This window comes from Shewanella sp. 10N.286.52.B9, assembly GCF_002873635.1.
In the GTDB taxonomy this organism is placed as follows: Bacteria; Pseudomonadota; Gammaproteobacteria; order Enterobacterales; family Shewanellaceae; genus Shewanella.
In genome coordinates, this window is record NZ_MCTY01000233.1 from 27,809 (window position 1) to 44,346 (window position 16,538).

Annotated in this window: 16 protein-coding genes; 8 read left to right on the forward strand and 8 right to left on the reverse strand. The window is 41.5% G+C overall.

Annotated features, from left to right (window positions below):
• Positions 1 to 71 precede the first annotated feature (71 nt).
• A complete protein-coding gene (locus tag BCU91_RS19660; RefSeq protein ID WP_102438859.1) occupies positions 72 to 464 on the forward strand; it encodes a DUF3718 domain-containing protein in 393 nt (130 codons plus the stop codon).
• Positions 465 to 686: 222 nt separating this feature from the next.
• Here the strand turns inward: BCU91_RS19660 and BCU91_RS19665 are convergent, their stop codons facing one another.
• The 7 genes from BCU91_RS19665 to lptD form a co-directional block, all read right to left on the reverse strand.
• Positions 687 to 2,708: a methyl-accepting chemotaxis protein gene (locus BCU91_RS19665; protein WP_102532203.1), complete on the reverse strand. Its 2,022-nt coding sequence runs from the start codon at positions 2,706 to 2,708 to the stop codon at positions 687 to 689.
• A gap of 120 nt (positions 2,709 to 2,828) precedes the next feature.
• On the reverse strand, positions 2,829 to 3,647 hold the full coding sequence (locus tag BCU91_RS19670; RefSeq protein WP_102532204.1) for a symmetrical bis(5'-nucleosyl)-tetraphosphatase: 819 nt from the start codon (positions 3,645 to 3,647) through the stop codon (positions 2,829 to 2,831).
• A 4-nt stretch (positions 3,648 to 3,651) separates the two neighbouring features.
• Positions 3,652 to 4,032, reverse strand: coding sequence for a Co2+/Mg2+ efflux protein ApaG (gene apaG, locus BCU91_RS19675; protein ID WP_102532205.1), 381 nt, complete (start codon positions 4,030 to 4,032; stop codon positions 3,652 to 3,654).
• Between the two features lie 50 nt (positions 4,033 to 4,082).
• The gene (rsmA, locus tag BCU91_RS19680) at positions 4,083 to 4,889 is read right to left on the reverse strand and encodes a 16S rRNA (adenine(1518)-N(6)/adenine(1519)-N(6))-dimethyltransferase RsmA (protein ID WP_076541204.1); all 807 of its coding nucleotides are present in this window, start codon (positions 4,887 to 4,889) and stop codon (positions 4,083 to 4,085) included.
• A gap of 6 nt (positions 4,890 to 4,895) precedes the next feature.
• Positions 4,896 to 5,882 carry a 4-hydroxythreonine-4-phosphate dehydrogenase PdxA gene (gene pdxA, locus BCU91_RS19685; RefSeq protein ID WP_102438852.1) on the reverse strand — a complete coding sequence of 329 codons (987 nt, stop codon included), beginning with the start codon at positions 5,880 to 5,882 and terminating at the stop codon, positions 4,896 to 4,898.
• A gap of 9 nt (positions 5,883 to 5,891) precedes the next feature.
• Positions 5,892 to 7,196, reverse strand: a complete 1,305-nt coding sequence (surA, locus tag BCU91_RS19690) for a peptidylprolyl isomerase SurA (protein WP_102438850.1) — start codon at positions 7,194 to 7,196, stop codon at positions 5,892 to 5,894.
• 122 nt (positions 7,197 to 7,318) lie between these two features.
• Positions 7,319 to 9,616 carry an LPS assembly protein LptD gene (lptD, locus tag BCU91_RS19695; RefSeq protein WP_102532206.1) on the reverse strand — a complete coding sequence of 766 codons (2,298 nt, stop codon included), beginning with the start codon at positions 9,614 to 9,616 and terminating at the stop codon, positions 7,319 to 7,321.
• A 135-nt stretch (positions 9,617 to 9,751) separates the two neighbouring features.
• On the opposite strand from lptD, the gene BCU91_RS19700 reads away from it, so the two are divergent.
• The 6 genes from BCU91_RS19700 (at position 9,752) to BCU91_RS19725 (ending at position 14,535) form a co-directional block, all read left to right on the forward strand.
• Entirely contained in the window at positions 9,752 to 10,765 is a 1,014-nt protein-coding gene (locus BCU91_RS19700) for a phosphotransferase (protein ID WP_198590507.1), read from the forward strand.
• Positions 10,766 to 10,823: 58 nt separating this feature from the next.
• Positions 10,824 to 11,522 carry an N-acetylmuramate alpha-1-phosphate uridylyltransferase MurU gene (murU, locus tag BCU91_RS19705; protein WP_102475564.1) on the forward strand — a complete coding sequence of 233 codons (699 nt, stop codon included), beginning with the start codon at positions 10,824 to 10,826 and terminating at the stop codon, positions 11,520 to 11,522.
• Between the two features lie 107 nt (positions 11,523 to 11,629).
• Positions 11,630 to 12,406 carry a co-chaperone DjlA gene (djlA, locus tag BCU91_RS19710; protein WP_076541194.1) on the forward strand — a complete coding sequence of 259 codons (777 nt, stop codon included), beginning with the start codon at positions 11,630 to 11,632 and terminating at the stop codon, positions 12,404 to 12,406.
• 59 nt (positions 12,407 to 12,465) lie between these two features.
• Positions 12,466 to 13,080, forward strand: coding sequence for an outer membrane beta-barrel protein (locus BCU91_RS19715; protein ID WP_102475563.1), 615 nt, complete (start codon positions 12,466 to 12,468; stop codon positions 13,078 to 13,080).
• Positions 13,081 to 13,094: 14 nt separating this feature from the next.
• Complete coding sequence (locus tag BCU91_RS19720) at positions 13,095 to 14,045, forward strand: D-2-hydroxyacid dehydrogenase (protein ID WP_102532207.1); 951 nt, start codon at positions 13,095 to 13,097, stop codon at positions 14,043 to 14,045.
• Positions 14,046 to 14,076: 31 nt separating this feature from the next.
• Positions 14,077 to 14,535, forward strand: a complete 459-nt coding sequence (locus BCU91_RS19725) for a hypothetical protein (protein WP_102438840.1) — start codon at positions 14,077 to 14,079, stop codon at positions 14,533 to 14,535.
• 179 nt (positions 14,536 to 14,714) lie between these two features.
• Here the strand turns inward: BCU91_RS19725 and purT are convergent, their stop codons facing one another.
• Complete coding sequence (gene purT / locus BCU91_RS19730) at positions 14,715 to 15,911, reverse strand: formate-dependent phosphoribosylglycinamide formyltransferase (protein WP_102438838.1); 1,197 nt, start codon at positions 15,909 to 15,911, stop codon at positions 14,715 to 14,717.
• Positions 15,912 to 16,142: 231 nt separating this feature from the next.
• On the opposite strand from purT, the gene BCU91_RS20650 reads away from it, so the two are divergent.
• Positions 16,143 to 16,538 carry a DUF3302 domain-containing protein gene (locus tag BCU91_RS20650; protein WP_241904125.1) on the forward strand — a complete coding sequence of 132 codons (396 nt, stop codon included), beginning with the start codon at positions 16,143 to 16,145 and terminating at the stop codon, positions 16,536 to 16,538.

Below are 16,538 nucleotides of genomic sequence, written 5' to 3' on the forward strand. Positions count from 1 at the left end.
TGTTTTACCCTGAATAGAGGTTTACCCTTGATGGTAAGCTGAAAATAATAATACCTACAAAGGAGTATCGGATGCGTTTAATGCCTGTGGCCGTCGCCGTCCTAATTGCAGCATCTTCAGTTTCAACCCCAGCAGTCGCTGATACCGATCAACTTGTGGCAAGTATTTGTGATTACGTTAAATCGAATGATAAAAATCGACTACGTAAAAAACTCAAAGAAAGTCGTGTTAAATTACGTAATATCTATACCGGTGTTTCTTGTGATGGCGCAAGCTTATTAAGAACCGCTTATAATGCAAATTCATTTGAAGTGGGTGAGTACATCGCTAAACGTCTTCCTGCTGGTGATTTAAGTTCACCAGAAGCCGACGGGAAAAGCATTCTTGATTGGGCTAATAGCAATGGCCATAGTGGTAGTGCTATTACTGCTGCAGTTCAAGATCGCATTAATAGTGGTGAGTAAAGCGCATTGATTAATTTGGTGATAGCAATTGTGAATTATCAAATATAATCTTATGCATAAATAAAGTTGATAGCTTTGACTGCCAAAACCGCCTTAGGGCGGTTTTTTGTTGCTTATGGTTTTTATTGCCGCAAATCATTGCTAAGTCATGGCGCTATTAGGCTTTAAAGGCAATAAAAAAGGCTCTAAAGAGCCTTTTCTACATTTAGATACTGTGAGTTGTTAAACTTTAAATTCCTTCACAGAGCTTTGTAGCTCTTCAGACAGCATTGCTACTTGCTGACTTGATTGTGCTGTTTGATCTGCGCCTATGGCGGTTTCTTCTGAAATAGCAGCAATGTGCTCTAGCATTTCAGAGACTTGCTGACTGACCAAGTTTTGCTCTTGAGCGGCTTGGGCAATGTGATTACCAGAGTCGTAAGCTTTATGTACTGACTGACTAATGGTTTCTAAGGCCAAGTTAGCTTGTTCTGTTTTATCGACACAGCTGGTTGCTTGTGTGCGGCCTAATTCCATGACCGTCACTGCTTGTTGTGCACCTTGTTGTAACACTTCAATCATTTGCTGAATTTCGCTAGTCGATTCTTGGGTTCTAGAAGCAAGACTGCGCACTTCATCGGCGACAACAGCAAAACCACGGCCTTGCTCACCCGCGCGGGCAGCTTCAATCGCAGCGTTTAATGCCAGTAAGTTAGTTTGCTCTGCAATACCACGAATTACATCAAGAATAGAGCCGATTGATGCGCTATCAGTATGGACCTTATTGATCACCACGCCCGCTTTAGCGACTTCTTCTGCTAAGGCAAGAATAGTGACTTTATTCTCTTCAGCAAGTGTGCGCATATGCTGAGTTTCTTGATCGGCTTGCTTAATTTGTTCAAGGGCTTGATCGGCGCTCATTGAAACTTGTTGGGCGCTAGAGCTTAGCTCAGTAGTTGCGGTGGCCACTTGATCCACTTGATTTTTTTGCTCTTGAATACCAGATGTAGTTTGGGTGGTTATTGCTGACGTTTCTTCTGCTGCAGCAGCCAACTGATTCGAGCGGTCTAAAATGCCGACAATTAAATTACTTAAGCTATCGACTAGGCTGTTACAGTTTTTAGCCAATAGGGCAAATTCATCGTGACCAGTATCATCTAATTTATGAGTTAAATCTCCAGAGGCAAGAATATTTAGCGCCTGGTTTACTTTTTCTAATGAGCGAGTTAATGGTTTCACTACGGCGTAACTGACGATAATTGCCACCACAATGGCCAGAATAACTACCAGCATTGTTTGGATAGTAGCCGAATCGATATTTTTAATTGCATCGTCACTTATTTTAGCTGTGAAGTTTTCAATTTTATTAGCTAGCTCGTTCATTCTAGCATTAACGTCTAAACGGTCTTTATCGGTTGCAGCTAACATTTCGGCAGCGGTTTGATCATGCTTTAGTTGCTGGCCTTTCAAGGTAACTATGGAGTTATTACCTGTCACTAGGGCAAATACAGCATCACTTTCTACGTTTAAATCATTAAGAGTGCTATCGCTAATAATACCGCGGCCTTGTAAGTTGATATGCTCAATCTTTGTGCGGGTATCGTTGAGCATGTACTCTAGCTCATTCACTATTACTTCATATTTAGCGTTTTCTTTAGCGGCAACTAAATCATAAATGGTGGTAATAATATTGATGAAATTACTATCAACGACTCCCGCTGCAGCTGCAATACTTTGTTTAGTGGTATCTTCACTCAACTCTAGATCTATCAGGTCTAATAAAATCGATGATGCATCATCTGCGCTGTCTTCTAAATTATCTCGAAGTTGTAATAGTTGTTCATGTTTTAATAATGCATTTTCATGCTCTATTAGCATTAAAGCGCTATTTTTTTCAAAATTATGGTAGCTGTTTTTAAGCTGAGAAAGGTTACTGGAAAACTCTTGTCTACCAGAAATTAACCCAGTCAAGTTATTGAGTTTTTTGTTAAATTCCACTGATTCAGTGTTTATATTTTTTTTGACTGCTGGAATTTGAGCTGATTGATCAGTGTAGTAACCGAATAGAATGTGAATTTGCTGGGCGCTTAAGTTTTGCGTTAATTCACCGGTAGCAGTAAGGGCTGGCAAACTAACTTGTTGTAAGGTGCTAGTACTGTCCTTGATGCTATTGTTGGTGAGCAAAGACACGCCACCTAAAACTATCAAAAGGAGAGTCACAACGGTAAAACCGCCAATCACTCTGGTGGCAACATTAATTTTCATAGCTTACTCCGGCTGTTATTATTTTATCCCGAATTTATCTCTTTGATCACTCAGGGCTGTATGATCATTGGAGATCCAATAACTGTATCGGCTTTGTTACTGGAAAGTTTAATTATTTATTTATGATTTTATTTTGTGCTGTTGTATTTTTTCGTTGGTTTCTAAATGCCATAGGGTTAAATGCTCTCCCCAGCAACATCCTGTATCCAGTGCTTGCATATTAGGTTGGTTAACCACGCCCATTAACGCCGCCCAATGACCAAATACCAAAGTGTGGCTTTGTTTTAACGGGGAGTTGAATTCGAACCAAGGCGTGAGTTGTGGTGGTTTGTCTTGAATGGGGGATTTACATTTAAAGTCTAAACTGCCATCAGCAAACAAATAGCGCATTCGCGTTAGGGCATTGATGCAATATCGCAGTCTTGGCAAACCTATGGCTGTACTGTCCCAGCGCTCTGCATCATCGGTGTACATTTTTGCAATTAGTGAATCGATATAATCATCTTGCTGTAATGCTTGGCTCACCGCATTAGCTTCTGTGAGTAAGGTCGCTAAGTCCCACTGCGGTGGAATGCCTGCATGGCTCATGATGATATTGTGGGAGGGCAGTGTCTGCACCAAGGGTTGCTTTCTTATCCAAGTAATTAAGTCGGGTAAATCATCAGCGCTTAGCAATTCAGCAAGCTTATCTTTGGGGTTGGGTCTTTTAATGTTGCCGTTAAGGGCTAATAGATGCAGGTCGTGATTACCCAAAGTTATTTTGGCACTGGCCTCTAATGATTTTAAATAGCGTAAAGTTTGTAAGGAGCCATTACCTCTGGCGACTAAATCGCCGACAGCCCATAGTTCATCCTTTGAAGGGTTAAAGTCCACTTTAGCGAGGATCAGTTGTAATTCTTCAAAACAGCCTTGTATATCGCCAACAAAATAATGTGCCATAGGATTATTGTAGAATCCCTGGGACGGCTAATCTAAATGTTGGGATTACAGCTTTAAAAGCTTCACCTTGGGCGCTGCTCATGCCGTATGAGCCTTCCATAAAGCCAACGGGTGTTTCTAATACTGTGCCACTTGAGTATTGGTAAGCTGTATTAGGTTCGATAGTCGGTGTTTCTCCGACCACGCCAGGGCCTTGCACTTCACTTTTTTCACCGTTTGAGTCAGTAATAATCCAGTGGCGATCTTTGAGTGTCACTGCAATGTCGCTCAGATTAATGATGGTAATGGTATAACTGAATAAATATTTTGATTCTGCTGCTGATGACTGCTCTTCTAAATAGTTAGTCTCAACTTTTATTTTAATTTTGGGGGCTACAGAGGACATTAAACTTCCTAAAAACGAAAGGGCACTTTCAATGAAAAGTGCCCTTAGAATTATAGATTTTTATCGCAAACTAAATTTGCAAGTGCCACATACTGCTCGACAGTTATTTGCTCCGGTCGAAGAGTCGAATCAATGTTCAGCGCGCTGAACTCATCATCTGTTATCATGTGCTTTAAGTTATTCCGTAGTGTTTTACGGCGCATATTAAAGGCTGTGGTACATAGATGACGTAAAACGGTGACATCTTTACACGGGAATGGTTTTACATCGTATGGCAACAAACGTACCACTGCAGAGTCGACCTTTGGCGCCGGAGTAAAGCTTTGTGGCGGCACTTCAAGTACAGGTACCACTTTACAGTAGTACTGCGCCATCACAGTTAGGCGGCCGTAAGCTTTAGTGCCTGGACTTGCAGAAAGGCGCAAAACCACTTCTTTTTGTAGCATAAAGTGCATGGTTTCAATTATTTCAGCGAACTCAAATAAGTGAAACATTAACGGCGTTGAGATGTTGTACGGTAAATTACCAAATACTTTCATCTTTTTGCCGTCTTGTTGCAACTGGCTAAAGTCGAAGTTCAGTGCATCACCCTGATTGATATTAAGCTTATGCTTTAATACTGGGTGGTTTTCTAAACGCTCGACTAAGTCTCTATCTAATTCGACTACAGTTAAGCAATCAACTGATTCAGCAACAGGTTCAGTTAATGCGCCAAGGCCTGGGCCAATTTCAACCATAACATGGTCATTATCTGGCGAGATGGCGCCCACGATCCGACTGATCACACTTTCATCAGTTAAAAAGTTTTGTCCAAAACGTTTTCTGGCCGTGTGGCCTAAATGTACTTTATTGCTCATTAAAATTTAACTACTTACTTTTGAGGCCAATTCAATGGCTTTATTTAATGCACAGGTAAAACTACCACTATCAGCTTCACCGGTTCCGGCTAGCTCTAAAGCTGTGCCATGATCGACAGAGGTTCTGATATACGGAAGACCTAAGGTAATGTTAACCGATTTTCCAAAACCTAAAGATTTAAGTACTGGAAGTCCTTGGTCGTGATACATAGCAAGAACCACATCTGCTTCTTGTAAGTATTTAGGCTGGAATAAAGTATCTGCAGGTAATGGACCTACAATATCAATACCTTGCTCTCTAAGTTCATTCAGAGCAGGGATCATGATATCAATCTCTTCTCGGCCTAAGTGTCCATCTTCACCAGCATGCGGATTAAGGCCGCAGACGAATATTTTAGGTGAAGTAATGCCAAACTTTTGCACTAACTCACTGTGCAAGATTTGTATTATATGATGTAAACGCTCGCGTGTAATGGCTTTTGCAACATAAGCCAGTGGAATGTGGGTGGTCATTAACGCCACCTGCAGACCTGGCGCTGCCAGCATCATTACCACATCTTGGCAATTTGCTTGTAATGCAAAAAATTCAGTATGGCCGCTAAAAGGTATACCCGCTTGATTAATAATGCCTTTATGAACAGGGCCCGTTACCACAGCTTCAAATTCATTGGTCATGTTTTTCTCACCCGCATAACGCAAGGTGTCGACCACATATTCACTGTTAAGCTCATTTAATTTGCCGCATTCAACTTCTGCAGCAAGAGTAAATGGCGCAATGGTTAAGGTGCCAGCTTCCTGAGCCTTAGCAGGTAACGTTGGCTGGTAAGGTCTTAATGTCAGCGGCAAGCCAAGCATTTTTGCTCGGCTAGTTAATAATTCTGGGTCGGCGCAAACAACTAACTCAGCAGGCCATGGCTGCTGAGCAAGTTTAATAACAAGATCTGGGCCGATACTCGCCGGTTCACCCGGCGTAATCGCAATACGTATTGTCATTAAGTTAGCTTAACCTCGAGTACTCTCAGGTTCAAAAACTTCAATATAGGCTTCTGAACGCATTTCATCTAACCAGTTTTGTAGCTCTTCATTGAACTTACGACGATAAATCAACTGGTGAGCACGATTGCTATTAAACTGAGCAGTAGCATCAGTTTTACGTTTTTCTTCAAGTTGAACGATGTGCCATCCATGGGTTGTTCTAAAGGGTTCACTATACTCATTAATTTCTAAGCTTGATAATGTTTGAGCAAACTCAGGTACATATACAGTCGGTTCTGCCCAGCCTAATTCACCACCTTTTGCCCCAGAACCTGGATCTTCAGAGTATTGGCGGGCAAGTGCTGCAAAATCAGCTTCGCCTGAACGAACTTGAGCTAAAAAGCTTTCTAGCATTGCTTTAGCACGATCTTCTGAAAGGATCGGTGATGGTTTCAGCAGAATATGTCGTGATCTTACTTCATTGATTTCTTTGGTTTGCAGGCCGCGAGCGTCCATGATTTTAATAATATGGAAACCTGAGGCACTTTTAATTGGGCCAATGACATCACCAGTTTTAGCGTCAGTTACTACCTCAGCAAACAAGGTTGGCATTTCGTTCACGCTCATGTAATCCCAGATACCACCTTCAAGCGCTTTAGGCCCTGATGAAGATGCGATAGCTGTGCGGCGAAAATCTTCACCTTCATTTAAGCGGTCTAATACGATATTCGCCCGTTTGCTCGATGCTTCTAGTTGTTCACTGCTTGGGTTATTTGGCACTTCAATTAAGATATGTCCAACTTGGAACTCGACATCTTTTAAACCTTGCTCTTGGATCATTTTAACTAAGTTACTGATCTCTTGAGGTGAGACTTGAATACGACGCTGAACTTGAATACGTTGGATTTCACCTAGGGTGATTTCTTCACGTAATTGCTCACGGTATTGCGCATAGCTCATGCCTTCGCTTTCAATTTGTTGTTGCATTTGAGAAACCGTTAGCTTTTGCTCTTTAGCAATATTCTCAATGGTTTGATCAAGCTGTAGGTCACCAATAGATAGACCAATACGTTCTGCCATTTGTAATTGCAAGTGAGTCAAAATTAAACGTTCAATAACTTGAGTGCGAAGTGCATTATCTGACGGTAAGCCTTGGCCTGCTTTTAGCGCATTGGCTTTTACCGACGCCACCATATGAGTGATTTCACTTTCAAGAATAATACCCTCATTAATTTGTACTGATACGCGGTCGAGGGGAACTGGCGCCGCGATGGTTACTTGGCTCATTGCCAAAGTAAATAAAGCAAAAATCATTTTCTTACAGTGTTTCATCCACGAAATCCTTGGCACTTTTAGTTTTAATTGCAGTGGAATATATACCACATACAGTGTTGTTATCTTTTATTAGGACTGTTTGTTTTCCAGTAGGTTCAGCAATCTACCACAAATGATGGCTAATTCCTCAAGTAAAGTGGTTTACGATAGTTAAATAATCCGTCATCAAGCATGTCTTCGACACCTAGGGGGCCAGAACCACCTAAGCCTTTAATGATAAAGTTAAGGTATACACCACTTTCAAACTCTTCTCGGGTATCTAAACTTGGATTTAAATCATCATCGTAATTAGTTTTAATGCGGTAATGGTAACTTAAGCGCAATGCCCAGCAGCAAGATTCGTATTGGACACCGGTATAGGTTTCAATATTTCTTGATTCATTTAAGTCGTAATAAAAGTTACCGACAAAATATAAATCATCACTTATTGGCCATGAGGTGCGCATGCCTATTTGAGATATGTTCACTCTGTCATTAGTGTTGGTGTTAAGCAAATCAGGCACATAGCGATAGCTAAACTGTAATAATTTGTCATTACTGGGCCTAAAATCTAAGGTGACTTCACTTTTCTTATTCTCACCGTTTTCAGTATCAAATTGCACAGCACCACTAATAAACCAATCTTGATACATATTGGCATCGATTTCAGCGGCAAGCACAGAGGTTGATGCGTCCGCTTCTATGTCGTTGTAACTATTTATTTTACTATCTTCAATAAACACAATTTGACCTATGCTGAATTTAAATTTTTCAACATTGGACTCATCAAAGAGGCGCGTTGTAACCCCTAAGGTTATTTGATTGGTGTCTGCAATTCTATCTAAACCAGAAAAGCGGCGGTCTCTAAATAAGCCAAAGTAATCTTCTTGTAACTGGGCAGTATCATAAACCCCAATATTAGATTGGTCTTCGTAGCCGACATATAAATATTGAAATTGTGGCTCTAAGGTTTGTTTGTAATTACTGCCAAGCATGGCTAACTGACGTTCAAAATTAATTTGTCCGTGAATTCGCACTTGAGGAATGGTTCGGTTAACCGTGTCATCCAGTTCATCATTGCTGTTATTGTTGTCTTGCCAGTATTGGGTTTGCAGTAATTTAACTTCACTGGTCACAGAACCTGCAGGCCCCTGTATCGGCCAGCTTATACTTGGCTCCATATGAAAACGTGTCGCCGTGGCATAGTCATTTTCTGTATGTTGAAAATTGGTTAGCTCAGAATTGAATTTAAAATCTAACCCATTCCAAAAATCATTAGTCTGATAGTTAAAGTTCAGCTGAGGCATAACCTGATAAGGGCTCTCTTCTTCGCCGAGAACTTTAATGTCTTGTACCCGCATGCCGAGGTTCCAATCTCGTTCAAAGTAGCTAATTTCACCAATACGTGAAAGCTGATTATCCGTTGATCGATTAACATCAGAACTGAGATCATTGAAATAGTTATTGTCTGAGACATCTGTAAAGTTAGCTTGTACACGCCAATTGTCATTTATTGCGCCTTGATGGCGCCAATGGTACAGGTAGCGGTCAGGGCTATTATCTAACTTGTCGTCATTAGCAAGGAATTCAAAGTTGAATTGACCATTTTGTTGTTCACCGGCTAAGTATCGAAATTCTGTTTTACTGTAAAACCCACGGGCTGACATATAGGTTGGGGTAAAGGTTAAATCGTATTCTGGGGCGATATTCCAATAATAAGGCACACTGACTTCAACGCCATTGGTGGTACTGGTGCTAAAACTGGGAAATAAGAAGCCTGACTTTCTTTTATCTGAAACCGGAATGGTCATATAGGGGATGTACATAATCGGTACATCGGCTATGCGTAATTTAGCATCCCAGATCTCACCCCATTCTTCACTGCTGTCGATGCGTATTTCTTTGGCTTCAAGGCGCCAAGAGTTATCGCCAGGGGGGCAGGTGGTGAAATTGGTGTTACTGAGCTCTAAATTGTTTTGTTCGGTAATTTTTAATTGCTGAGCATCGCCGTTAATTTGTTGGCCATTAAGCCAATACTTAGCCCCAGTAAGGGTGGCACTGTTGGTCAGCATTTGCGCATTTAATGAATCTGCGGTTACGGTAAATTGCTCATCACTGAAAATCAGATTGCCATTAGCATCTAATTGTTCATTTTTTTGATCTAAGATGGCTTCGTCAGCACTGATATGGCGACTACCTTGGCTGAAACTGACATTACCAGAAAAATGGGCTTTATCGCCCATGGCTGCTTCAGAGCGATCGGAAATAATGACAATATCTTCAGCTGAAATATTGCTAATGCTATCACGGTCGTTTATTGACGGTGAAACGGGGGCCTGCACTGCACACTGAAGCTGAGCCTCTTCAATTTCAGGAGACTCTTGTGCCAAGACTAGGTTTGGTAACAGGCTTAATGCCAGGAAATAACGGATCTGCATGTTAATAATTGATTATGAATTCTTAGTCTAGACAAAATGAATTGAAAAAAGAGCCACAGCTAACATTTTATCTTTAGCTGTTTCCAAATGTTATGTTGGCTATAATAAAGCAATTTTTACATAAGAGCCATTGAGATGAGTTTATCTGATACAAGATTTATTTTACTGAGTAAGTGGTTAAGTCAACATTTCAACACAGATATCACCCCAACACTCATTTGTGGTGATGCCAGTTTTCGTCGTTATTTTCGCGTTCAGCATTTAGCAAATACGTATATCGTCTCTGATTCGCCTGTTGAACTGGTACCTATAGCGCCCTTTATTGAGCTAGCAGCTGCATACGCACAATCAGGATTAAAGGTACCTGAAGTTATAGCACAAGATGATATTAACGGCTTTGTATTGCAGTCAGATTTAGGCGATGAGCAACTCATAACACGCCTGAATGACCAATCTGTGATTGATTTTTATCAGCAAGCGTTAGGGTTATTGCCGCAAGTGGCACAGGTTAAGTCCACCATTAAGGGGGATTTACCGCAATACGATGCCGCTTTTGTGCAGCGAGAGTTAGCCATTTTTACCGAGTGGCTGTTATTGAAGCATTTGCAATTAACCCTGAGTGAAGATGAGCATGGCATTATCGAGAATGCTTTTGGGGTGTTAACCGCCAATGCAATTGAGCAGCCTAGTGTCGGAATGCACCGTGATTTTCATTGCCGCAATATTCTCATAAATCAGCAACAATTAGCCTTAATTGATTTTCAAGATGCGGTGATTGGCCCTGTTACCTATGATGCGGTGTCATTACTGCGAGACTGTTATGTGAGATGGCCAGATGCTGTGGTTAATCAGCTTCAAATGGATCATTTTAATTTATGTATTCAGCATGGATTAATTGATGATGGTGTAAGCTTTAGCCAATATCAGCGCTGGTTTGATTTAATGGGAATGCAGCGCCACATAAAAGCCGCCGGCATTTTTGTACGGCTGAATTTGCGTGATGGCAAAGCCGGTTATTTGAAGGATATTCCACTTACCCTTAGTTACATCGTTGATATTGCCGCTTTATACCCAGAGCTACAAGACTTTGGTCAATGGTTGCAACAAAAGGTGCTAACGCATTTTACTGCAGATGCGACAGATCAATGATATTCGTGCGGCTACCGTTAATATACACAGATAAGCTTAACCTTATGGACATTAAAATATGAAAGCCATGATTTTGGCTGCGGGTCGTGGTGAGCGATTACGACCGCTTACAGATTCACTTCCCAAACCTTTGGTTGCAGCAGCGGGTAAACCGCTAATTGTTTACCATTTAGAAAAGTTAGCCGCCGCTGGCATCAAAGAAGTTGTCATCAACCATGCTTGGTTAGGGCATAAATTAGTACAAGCGCTAGGCAATGGCAGTCAGTGGGGGCTCACTATTAACTATAGTGCTGAAGAGAACGCCTTAGAAACTGCTGGCGGTATTAAACAAGCCCTAAGCCTATTAGGTGACGAAGCTTTTTTGGTTATCAATGGCGATATATATATCGATGAACTGCCTGATATCACCCAGGCAATGGCACAATTAAAAGCAGAACCCGCATTAGAGGCTTTTTTATGGTTAGTTGATAATCCTCAGCATAACCCAGAAGGTGATTTTGCGATTATTGGAGCGCAATTAGCGCAAGCGGGTGCCAATAAGCTAACCTATTCAGGCATGGGGATTTATCATCCCAAAATGTTTGCTGACATTGGCGCTGGTAAGCAAGCCTTAGGGCCATTATTACGTCACAAAATGGCTGATAAAAAGATTATCGGTAGTCGTACCAGTACTTACTGGTGTGATGTAGGTACCATTGAGCGGTTAGACTTGTTAACAAACTACTTGGCAACAGGCACCATATCGGCAGAAACGTAAATTGTAAGCAAGCCGCAGTAAGCACATGACGACATGTGCCATAAATAACCAGTCGACATAGACAGTGATGAGCTCAGCAGTAAGACAAATTAACAACAGGAAGATGAATGCGTATTTGGGGTAAGGTTTTCGGTTTTATTATCGGCTACATGTTTGGTAAAGGTTTCGGCGCCCTATTAGGGCTTTGGCTTGGGCATATGTACGATAAACGCAGTGGTTTTGCCGAGATGCTGCGTAAGGGGCATCAGCGTCAAGCTGAGTTTTTTAATACAACCTTTACAGTTATGGGCCATGTTGCCAAAGCTTCTGGCCATGTGACGGATGTGGATATTCGTATTGCCACTATGCTGATGGATCAAATGAAGTTAACTGGCGATGCAAGACGTGATGCGCAAACAGCATTTAGAAATGGACGCGATGCCAATTTCGACTTAGTCAAAACCCTGCGCGAATTTCGAGTGATGACCCAAGGTCGCCGTGAAATATTACAAATGTTTCTTGAAATTCAAATTCAAACCGCACTGTCTGATGGCGAATTACATAGCAAAGAAAAGCAGATTTTATCAACCATAGCCAAAGAGTTAGGGTTAGGCCAAGCTCATTTGGATGCGCTACTTAATCGTTGGCAGGCAGAGTTTCACCATCATCAAACGGCTAATGGCAGCCACATGCAGCTTGAAGACGCTTATTCACTATTGGGTAAGCAGGAGTCTTCCAGCGACCAAGAAATCAAACGTGCTTATCGAAAACTCATGAATGAGCATCATCCAGATAAACTGGTCGCTAAAGGTTTGCCAGAAGAAATGATGGAGCTGGCAAAAAGTAAAGCTCAAGACATTCAATCTGCTTATGAAACAGTTAAAACATCTCGAGGAATGAAATAAGCGCAGGGGTGGTAAACACAATAATCATCATTAAGAAGTGATGTTAAAGGGAGTTTTCTATGCAATATAAAGCGACTGTGAGTCTAGTAAGTTTGGCGTTGTTAGCAACCTCTGTTCAAGCTGAGGTGTTTGTTGCTCCTTTTGGCGGTTATAGTTTTGGCAGTACAGAATTTGACATTGGCGATCTGAATAGTCAGCAAACAGATAAGCTAAAAATAACCGAATCTGAGCATTATGGCTTTATGGCAGGAGTCACGACCAAAGACCCAGGTAATATCTACTTTCTGTATAGCACGCAAAAAACTGATTTGAGAAGCAATGCTTTTAGTGCGGATGTCTTTACTGATCTTGATGTTGATTATTTCCATGTCGGTGGAAGTTTATTTTTCCCCAATGGCCGCGTTAAACCTTACGTTACCGTCACTGCCGGTGTCACGCACATGCGACCGAGCAATGACTTTTCAACTGAAACCCGTTTTTCAATGGGATTTGGCGGCGGCGTAGCCTATGACATTACCTCTCAAGTGGCCTTATTTGCCGATGTAAGAGGCTACGCTACTTTCGTTAACTCAAACAATAGCTTTTTCTGCGGCCCCAATGAATGTGTGTGGAATATTTCTGCCGATATCATGTGGCAAGGGCAGGGCAATATTGGTTTAGAGGTTAAATTTTAATTAGGTGACCGAACATGAAAATTGTTGTACTTGATGGCCATACATTAAATCCGGGTGATTTAGATTGGTCATCGTTAGCTGCGCTGGGTGAGCTTAGCGTTTATGAACACACTATGGCGGCAGATATTATCTCCCGTAGCAAAGATGCCGATATAATTTTAACCAATAAAGCGGTAATCAATGCTGAGGTGATAAGCCAATGTCCACAGCTTAAATACATAGGTGTGACGGCAACAGGTACCAATGTGGTTGATATCGCAGCGGCTAGCGCGCAGCAGATAGTTGTAACCAATGTGCCTGCTTATGGCCCTGATGCTGTGGCGCAAATGGTATTTGCTTTAATACTGCAACATACCCAGCAGGTGGATTTACATGATAAAGCAGTAAAAAAAGGTCAGTGGAGTCAATCAAGAGACTTTTGTTTTACGCTTTCATCTTTAGCATCGCTAAAAGGTAAAACCATAGGCATTGTTGGCTATGGTGATATTGGTCAACAAGTGGCAAGGTTAGCGCTGGCATTTAATATGAATGTGTTAATTAACACATCGACACCCAAAACGGATTTACCTGCAGGTGTTCAATGGCAGACGCTCAATAAGTTATTAAGCCAGTCAGATATCGTGTCGTTGCATTGTCCGCTTAATCAAGCCACTGATAAAATGATCAATGCTCAAAGTCTTGAGTTGTTTGAGCCTAACGCTTTATTGGTTAATACCGCTCGAGGCGGTTTAGTGGATGAAGTAGCATTGGCAGATGCGTTAAATGACAACCGCCTTAGCGCTGCACTTGATGTGCTTTCAAGCGAGCCGCCAATGGCTGATAACCCGTTATTAGCGGCTAAAAATACCATTATTACCCCTCACATCGCTTGGGCAACAACAGAGGCAAGGCAAAATCTGTTAAATATTGCCGTGGATAATGTGGCGCAATTTTTAAAAAACAGCCCATGTAATCAGGTTACTTAGCCAGAAAAACAAATAAGGATATTTGTGCAATATGAGTTTATGGAAAGCGCTTTACGATGTATTTGAAAAAGAGCATGCGCGGGTTGAGAAGCATAAAGGCCAGCAACGCGCGCTGTTATTTGAAATTGAAGCCAATATCAATTTTATCGCTGTAGGGCTAAAACAGGGTCTTAGTGCTGATCAAATCGTGGCAGGAATTGATGTCGATGTGTTTAAGCAATCAATGATACAAGGTTATGACTTTAATCGTTTAACTGCTAATAGCTTATTGGCCAAGGCCATTATTGATTACCCTGAGTTTGATAAATATATCGGTAAAAGCTCTGATGAGCTGGTTGCCAATGTTTACGGTAAAATATTTGTTTTGCAAAAGTTGATGATAGCGGGGCGTTTCGAGCAAGGTGGTAAACTTAAATCCTTATTAAGGATGTTAATTTTAGTGTTATTTCATTTGCAAGGTAGAGCACTGCCTAAAAGAAAAAGCAGCTAACTGCTTCATAAGCCCTTCAAGGTGATGTTAATACCACATCGAATTTATCCAATAAAAAGCCTAACCTTAGTACTTTATGTGCTTGAGGTTAGGCGTTTATGTCTACAGCGAGCAATCATTAACCTAGGTCACAAAGCGTAATTATGACGTGGTAATAGGCGAGTTATCATAGTGTAAAGCTAAAATATAACCTTAACTTTTGCCGCCGATGCTATGGCTTTCGTTATGGCATTATCAATATTGTTATCACGGGCTAAGGCAACACCCAGACGGCGTCTACCATCAATATCCGGTTTACCAAACAGCTTAATTTGGGTATCCGTTTGCACTAATGCTTCAGCAACGCCTTGATAGCGAATATTTTCAGACTTTCCTTCAGCCAGAATAACCGCAGAGGCACTTGCGCCATGTTGCTTAATTTCGGTAATAGGCAGGCCTAAAATAGCCCGAACATGCAAAGCAAACTCAGATAAATCTTGGCTGATAAGCGTGACTAAACCAGTATCATGGGGTCTTGGTGATACTTCTGAAAAGTAAACATCATCACCTTTGATAAACAGCTCAACACCGAATAAACCATAGCCGCCTAACGCGGTTACTACTTGCTCACCAATTTGCTGCGCTTTGGTAAGTGCAGCTGCTGACATTGCTTGAGGCTGCCAAGACTCACGGTAATCACCGTCTTCTTGTCTGTGGCCAATGGCATCACAATAATGAATGCCATTGACAGCACTAATGGTCAGCAAGGTGATTTCATAATCAAAATCAATAAAGCCTTCCACAATCACTCGCCCACCACCCGCGCGGCCACCTTCTTGAGCGTATTGCCAAGCTTGTTCAATTTGCGCATTGGTTTTTATCACGCTTTGACCTTTACCTGATGAACTCATTACAGGTTTAACCACACAGGGCTGACCAATTTGCTCAATTGCGGCAGTAAACTCAGCGAATGTATCGCAAAAGAAATAAGGCGATGTTGGAATACCTAAGGTTTCAGCGGCTAGGCGGCGAATGCCTTCTCTATCCATGGTTAACTGAGTCGCTTTAGCTGTTGGAATGATATTGATGCCGCCTTTTTCTAACTCAACTAGGGTTTGAGTAGCGATAGCTTCAATTTCTGGGATCACTAGATGCGGTTGTTCTAATTCAATAACGTCTCGTAATGCTTTTTCGTCCAACATGTTTACCACATGAAAACGATGTGCAATTTGCATGGCTGGAGCATTAGGGTAGCGATCTACGCCAATAACTTCGATGCCAAAGCGTTGTAATTCGATAGCGACTTCTTTACCAAGCTCACCACAACCTAGCAGCATGGCTTTAACTGCACCGTCAGTTTCAGCGGTACCAAAGGTGAAAGGGACATTGTTATTCATTATTTAACCTTGTAGGGGGAAAAAATAGCCGAGGCAGTTTACCTTTTATTCGTATTTGATTGATTAGCTAAACCGATAAGTGTGTAAAAGATCACGTGAAAACTCTTATTTTTATAGCGAATAAAGCACTTTAATTGGTTATTTTAGCTATTGCCTTGTGTTATCTTGAGGTTGCCAGTTTGTTGATTTTGGTTGTTATTTCTTTTGCTTTGATTGTGATAGGAGTGTCATATGTTTTTGGATTATTTTGCTCTAGGACTGCTGTTTTTTGTAGCATTAGTTATTTTTTACGGTGTTATCGCGATTCATGATATCCCCTATGAAATTGCTAAAAAGCGTAATCACCCACAGCAGGATGCTTTGCATATCGCTGGTTGGGTCAGTTTATTTACCCTACACGCTATTTGGCCATTCTTATGGATTTGGGCAACCTTATACCGCGAAGATAGAGGCTGGGGCTTTAGTGATGGTAAGAAGCGAGAGCTTATGTTGGAAGGTGAAGTGAAAGAATTGTTAGATAAGGTTAATGACCTAAATGAGCGTTTAATCTCTATTGAGTCGCCATCGGAACAAGCAAGTGTCACCGATACTGTTAAACCTCAACCGCAGCCAGAACAAGGAGCGTAG